Genomic DNA, 2,019 nt, shown 5'->3' with positions numbered 1-2,019 from the left:
GCCAGGAAACCAGAAACACAAGTCCCGGAACGACACACCCCAAAGGCTGCGCCACCCGGTCCTGTTGTCTCAGGACCCAACAGTGTGCCAAACACTACCCAACGGTTCACACCGGCCGCGTTCCAGGACCCACCGCCCCCGAAGGGAAAGAGTGTCCGTACTTGCTGCCGGCACGTGCCGCCAGGCACCTATTTGCTGATATTCCACCCGTGAGCACCCGCCGCAGAACAATCGCCTGCGCAACGGGCCTACTCCTGACAACCCCGCCACACGGGCATACGCCCGGCACGGTGATTGTAGGTGCTCCTTAGAAAGGAGGTGATCCAGCCGCACCTTCCGGTACGGCTACCTTGTTACGACTTAGTCCCAATCGCCAGTCCCACCTTCGACAGCTCCCTCCCACAAGGGGTTAGGCCACCGGCTTCGGGTGTTACCAACTTTCGTGACTTGACGGGCGGTGTGTACAAGGCCCGGGAACGTATTCACCGCAGCGTTGCTGATCTGCGATTACTAGCGACTCCGACTTCATGGGGTCGAGTTGCAGACCCCAATCCGAACTGAGACCGGCTTTTTGGGATTAGCTCCACCTCACAGTATCGCAACCCTTTGTACCGGCCATTGTAGCATGCGTGAAGCCCAAGACATAAGGGGCATGATGATTTGACGTCGTCCCCACCTTCCTCCGAGTTGACCCCGGCAGTCTCCTATGAGTCCCCGCCATAACGCGCTGGCAACATAGAACGAGGGTTGCGCTCGTTGCGGGACTTAACCCAACATCTCACGACACGAGCTGACGACAACCATGCACCACCTGTAAACCGACCGCAAGCGGGGCACCTGTTTCCAGGTGTTTCCGGTTCATGTCAAGCCTTGGTAAGGTTCTTCGCGTTGCATCGAATTAATCCGCATGCTCCGCCGCTTGTGCGGGCCCCCGTCAATTCCTTTGAGTTTTAGCCTTGCGGCCGTACTCCCCAGGCGGGGCACTTAATGCGTTAGCTACGGCGCGGAAAACGTGGAATGTCCCCCACACCTAGTGCCCAACGTTTACGGCATGGACTACCAGGGTATCTAATCCTGTTCGCTCCCCATGCTTTCGCTCCTCAGCGTCAGTTAATGCCCAGAGACCTGCCTTCGCCATCGGTGTTCCTCCTGATATCTGCGCATTTCACCGCTACACCAGGAATTCCAGTCTCCCCTACATCACTCTAGTCTGCCCGTACCCACCGCAGATCCGGAGTTGAGCCCCGGACTTTCACGGCAGACGCGACAAACCGCCTACGAGCTCTTTACGCCCAATAATTCCGGATAACGCTTGCGCCCTACGTATTACCGCGGCTGCTGGCACGTAGTTAGCCGGCGCTTCTTCTGCAGGTACCGTCACTTTCGCTTCTTCCCTACTGAAAGAGGTTTACAACCCGAAGGCCGTCATCCCTCACGCGGCGTCGCTGCATCAGGCTTTCGCCCATTGTGCAATATTCCCCACTGCTGCCTCCCGTAGGAGTCTGGGCCGTGTCTCAGTCCCAGTGTGGCCGGTCACCCTCTCAGGCCGGCTACCCGTCGTCGCCTTGGTGAGCCATTACCTCACCAACAAGCTGATAGGCCGCGAGTCCATCCAAAACCACAATAAAGCTTTCCACCCCCCACCATGCGATGAGGAGTCATATCCGGTATTAGACCCAGTTTCCCAGGCTTATCCCAGAGTTAAGGGCAGGTTACTCACGTGTTACTCACCCGTTCGCCACTAATCCCCCAGCAAGCTGGGATCATCGTTCGACTTGCATGTGTTAAGCACGCCGCCAGCGTTCATCCTGAGCCAGGATCAAACTCTCCGTTGAAGAAAAACAGACACACCATGCGCCCCCGGGAAAACGGGATGCACACAATGCACAAAATTTGAAACCAGCCAAAAACACCAGACCACACCACGGGGTGGCGGGCCCGGCAAATTCAACCAATTCAATACAATAAATTGGTATCAACAAACTTGGCACACTATTGAGTTCTCAAACAACAGACACA

Annotated in this window: 1 rRNA gene; it reads right to left on the bottom strand. The window is 56.6% G+C overall.

The features are described 5' to 3' along the window. Nucleotides 1-311 precede the first annotated feature (311 nt). Nucleotides 312-1,835 (bottom strand): 16S ribosomal RNA (locus AC6EUH_RS18230). Nucleotides 1,836-2,019: the final 184 nt, after the last annotated feature.

Source organism: Arthrobacter sp. 001422645 (assembly GCF_059816125.1).
The sequence above is the reverse complement of the archived record's forward strand: the minus strand, read 5'-3'. Positions and strand labels throughout refer to the sequence as shown.